Origin of the sequence: Thermococcus sp. 101 C5, from assembly GCF_009372125.1 — an archaeon.
GTDB lineage: Archaea > Methanobacteriota_B > Thermococci > Thermococcales > Thermococcaceae > Thermococcus_A > Thermococcus_A bergensis.
Genome location: NZ_WHIZ01000102.1, coordinates 1 through 3,973, shown reverse-complemented (window position 1 = coordinate 3,973; position 3,973 = coordinate 1). Strand labels below are relative to the sequence as shown.

Genomic DNA, 3,973 nt, shown 5'->3' with positions numbered 1-3,973 from the left:
GTAATGTGTTATGGTCTGAAAATCCTCCTCAGAGTCAAATACTGTTTAAATAACAGGGGGTGAAACTAAACACGCCCTATTCTGGCGAAAAGTTTATAAAGATATCCCAGATAGCTAAAGTGGACATGGCCGGGGTGGTGTAGCCTGGTTAGCACAGGGGACTGTGGATCCCCTAGCCCGGGTTCAAATCCCGGCCCCGGCCCCAGAACAACACTTCTCCCAAAATACAACGCCTTCAAAACTTCTTCAAGCAAACGAGACATGTTAATGTTATTTTTCTTCGCAAACTCCACCAAATCAGCCCATCTACCAGAGGAACAAAAACATCGGTGTTGTCGCTCCCTTGCCCTTGAGGAGTACTGCGATGAAGAAGTTATGGGGGAACCATTCAAGAAGGTTATTGAAACTCTCAAGGAGATTGGATTCAGAACAACTACCGGAATGTAAGGATCAAATTCCTTTCTTCTTTGAAAATTTTTATGCCAGGTTTTTAGAGCTTACTTGGTCTAAATGTTTCCCCAATGATCCTGAAGAGAGAAAACTATAATTACCATTAAGTGAAATTCAAATTAGTGGCTTTCGTCGTGGTGTTCATAATGGATGAGGCAAAGATAGCAGTCTTTGCATATTCAGAAGACAAATTTGAGGAAAAGAGGGTTAAAACGGTCAAAGATGTCCTCAAATACAAAGATTACAAGGTGGTTTGGGTAAACATAGACGGAATTGCTTATCTCCAAGAGCTTAAAGAAATCTTCAACTTTCATGAAGTTGCTATTAAGTCAATTCTTAGAGCAAAGACCCGGGCAAGGGTTTCCATTCTAAAAGACCACATTTTTGTTTTACTTCACCAAGTCTACGAGCTGAAAGGGGGCTTGAAAAAAGAGAGAACCGCGGTTTTTCTAAAAGATAACTTCGTAATAACAATGCAGGAACGGCCTGGCGATGTGTTTAACACGATTAGGAAAAACATAAGGCACGGGGAAGGAATTTTCAGGAAGAAAGGTGCAGATTACCTACTCTTTGCACTTCTTGATGCGATAGTTGAAAACTACGTTCCAATTCTAGAGAACATCAGCTCGCAAATGGAGCTCATAGAAACCAAAGTCCTAAAAGACGGAGACAAAGAAGTGCTTCGAAAGATACACGGAATTAGGAGAAGGATACTGTTTGTGAGGAGAACAATATTTCCTCTGTTGGAGATCTTTAGACGGCTAAGGTTGGAGGGAAAAGACTTCTTCGGTGAAGAAACCCAGAAATACCTGGAAGAACTCCATGAGCACGTTATGGAAATCCTTGATATTATTGAAAACCACCGAGAAATGGCCAATGGTTTGATCGATATCTACTACTCCACCCTCTCCATGAAAACAAACGACATCATAAGGATTCTCACAGTAGTATCTACGATCTTCATGCCCCTAACATTCATAACAGGTATATATGGAATGAACTTCAATACACATGTCTCCCCCTACAACATGCCCGAGCTCAACTGGTACTACGGATATCCGGCCACACTTCTGGCTATGCTCATAATAGCTCTCGGAATGCTTTATTACTTCAAAAAGAAAGGATGGTTATAAACCAAGGGCAAGTTTCACGGCCTTTTCAGCTATAACATCCATGGGGTCTATAAGCGGTATGTCGAAGTCTTCCTGCCTTAAAACCACACTAACTTCAGTACACCCTGCTATAAGCCCTTCACCCCTTTTTTCAAGCTTTTTGGCAATTTCAAGCATTTTTTCTCTTCCCCATTCCAAGTTACCAGCTTTTATACCCTCATAGATGGCGTCCATCAATTCTCTTTGGCCGTTTTTGTCCGGAACTGCTATCTCAATTCCCCTCTTCAAAAGGGCGTTATGATAAACCATCCCCTTTATTGTGCCATCCGTGGCTAAAAGACCAACTTTTTTTAGATTTAGGGTCTTTATGTATTCAGCGGTCTCTTCAACCATGTTTATAAGGGGTATCTTGATAGCCTTTTGAATTTCATCCGCAAAGTAATGGGCAGTGTTGCAGGGCATAATTATGAAGTCCGCTCCCCAGCTTTCAAGTTTTTTTGCACTGTCAATGAGCTCTGGAAGCGGGTTTTCGCCTTTTCCGAGAATATATGCTGTCCGGTCGGGGATTTTGGGATTGTTGTAGATAATTATTCTCGGGTGATCTTGATCTTTTTTGGCTGGCGTCTTGAGTACTATCCTTTTGAAAAGCTCTACAGTTGCAAGAGGGCCCATTCCACCCAGAATTCCTATGACCTTCTCCATGCTCGATCACTTCGCGTATTTGATTTTTCCTTCCTTGAGTTCAACATAGCGAGCCATTATAAAGAGCAGGTCGCCCAGACGGTTGAGATATTTAAGAACATCTTCTCCAATCCCATATTCCAAAACTACCTTGGCAACTTTCCTCTCAGCCCTTCTAGCTACTGCTCTGCAGACGTCAAGCTTTGCACTCCCCAGTGTAGCTCCGGGAACCACGAACCCTTCGAGTTTTACTTCGCCTTCAAACTTTTTGATAAGCCCTTCCAAATGCCTTATCTCTTCTTCCCCAATTTTTTTGTATTCTCCTTTACTTGCAATTTCGGCCATGAGCGAATAAAGCTCAACCTGGATTTTCTCAAGGAGTTCTTTCAGCTCTTCATCGAGGTAGTGCTTTGCTTCTCCTAAAAACGAGCTCAGTTCATCTATTGTGCCGTTGGCCTCTATTATCGGGGCGAATTTTACTATTCTTTCTCCAGTAAAGATTCCCGTTGTTCCTTTATCTCCGGTTTTGGTTGTGATTGGCATGCTCCCACCACTTGATATCAATGTATTAAATCAAAATTAAACTTTACTGTAAAGTATCTGTAAGCTCAAGTTCTAAAGTATACCATTGTTCATCAAAGAAAAATTAATAACATCCAACACCATTTTTTTATGAGGTGACCTTATGAAAAGAAAGGCCTTATTTTTGATATCTATTCTGATTTTAAGCCTACTGCCAGCAATCTCGCCAAAATTTGTAAACGCCGTCCCTTATGTTTCCATACAAGATATCCAGTACACCACAAGTTCAAGTGGGGACTCTCCTTATAAGGGCCAAACGGTAATTACAACCGGGGTAGTAACTGCAATTACCAGCGATGGATTTTTCATTCAAAATGGAACCGGACCATGGAGTGGCATCTACGTATACACAAAATCGGCACCTAACGTTAATATCGGAGATATTGTGGAGGTAAAAGGATACGTAAAAGAATACTATGGGCTCACAGAGCTCTCTGTAAATCCCTACTATGGAGATTATGTCAAGATTTTAGGCACTAGCTCAGTACCAGAACCTATCACACTTCCAACAGGAAATGTCTCTCAAGAGCAATGGGAAGGTGTCCTGATTAAAGTGGAAAACGTTGTAGTAACCAATGCAAACTTAGGGTATGGAGAATGGGAAGTTGACGACGGTAGTGGTCCCGTTAGGATAGATGACCTCATATACAAGTATACTCCCCAAAAAGGACAAAAATTTGAGTACATAATTGGAGTAGTTTACTACTCTTTTGGAGCTTTTAAGATAGAACCAAGAAGTGCTGAGGACATAAAGGAATATATTCCTCTGGTAAAGATAACTAGCCTTACAGCCCCAGATGTTGTTTATAAAGGCATGCCAGCTTTGATCGAGATAGCTATTAAAAACGAAGGAAGCTTTGATGAGAATGTAACGATAATCCTTTCAATAGAAGAAACAGTTGTACTCAACAAAACGATGGAAATCAAAGCCGGAGAAACTGAGACAGTTAAGTACGAGTGGACACCTCAAAACCTCGGCAACTATGGGATTAAGGCAGAGATTCTGGGGTATGATACAAAATATTTACCCTAGTTCCCACCACCTGTGAAGTTGTATAATCTGTCCAGATTCACGGCCAGAATCGCCCCTAAAATCCTGACAGCTAACCCCCTCAAACTAACACTCCTGCTCGGCCTCAGAAGAAACT

Annotated in this window: 5 protein-coding genes, 1 tRNA gene and 1 pseudogene; 4 read left to right on the top strand and 3 right to left on the bottom strand. The window is 41.5% G+C overall.

What is annotated here, in order from left to right; translation table 11 throughout:
* Positions 1–128 precede the first annotated feature (128 nt).
* The 3 genes from GBV73_RS10725 to corA all read left to right on the top strand — a co-directional run bounded on the left by GBV73_RS10725 (position 129) and on the right by corA (position 1,583).
* Positions 129–205, top strand: a tRNA-His gene (locus tag GBV73_RS10725).
* Positions 206–261: 56 nt separating this feature from the next.
* Positions 262–447, top strand: a complete 186-nt coding sequence (locus GBV73_RS10720) for a hypothetical protein (RefSeq protein WP_152881277.1) — start codon at positions 262–264, stop codon at positions 445–447.
* Between the two features lie 125 nt (positions 448–572).
* On the top strand, positions 573–1,583 hold the full coding sequence (corA, locus tag GBV73_RS10715) for a magnesium/cobalt transporter CorA (RefSeq protein ID WP_371717100.1): 1,011 nt from the start codon (positions 573–575) through the stop codon (positions 1,581–1,583).
* Here corA and GBV73_RS10710 read toward each other — a convergent pair.
* The gene (locus GBV73_RS10710; protein WP_152881275.1) at positions 1,578–2,264 is read right to left on the bottom strand and encodes an aspartate racemase; all 687 of its coding nucleotides are present in this window, start codon (positions 2,262–2,264) and stop codon (positions 1,578–1,580) included. The genes corA and GBV73_RS10710 overlap by 6 nt on opposite strands.
* A gap of 6 nt (positions 2,265–2,270) precedes the next feature.
* Complete coding sequence (locus GBV73_RS10705) at positions 2,271–2,786, bottom strand: cob(I)yrinic acid a,c-diamide adenosyltransferase (protein WP_152881273.1); 516 nt, start codon at positions 2,784–2,786, stop codon at positions 2,271–2,273.
* Positions 2,787–2,928: 142 nt separating this feature from the next.
* On the opposite strand from GBV73_RS10705, the gene GBV73_RS10700 reads away from it, so the two are divergent.
* A complete protein-coding gene (locus GBV73_RS10700) occupies positions 2,929–3,858 on the top strand; it encodes a CARDB domain-containing protein (RefSeq protein WP_152881271.1) in 930 nt (309 codons plus the stop codon).
* Here the strand turns inward: GBV73_RS10700 and GBV73_RS10695 are convergent.
* A pseudogene (locus GBV73_RS10695) lies at positions 3,855–3,973 on the bottom strand (IS982 family transposase); the annotation flags it as partial. The gene GBV73_RS10700 and the pseudogene GBV73_RS10695 overlap by 4 nt on opposite strands.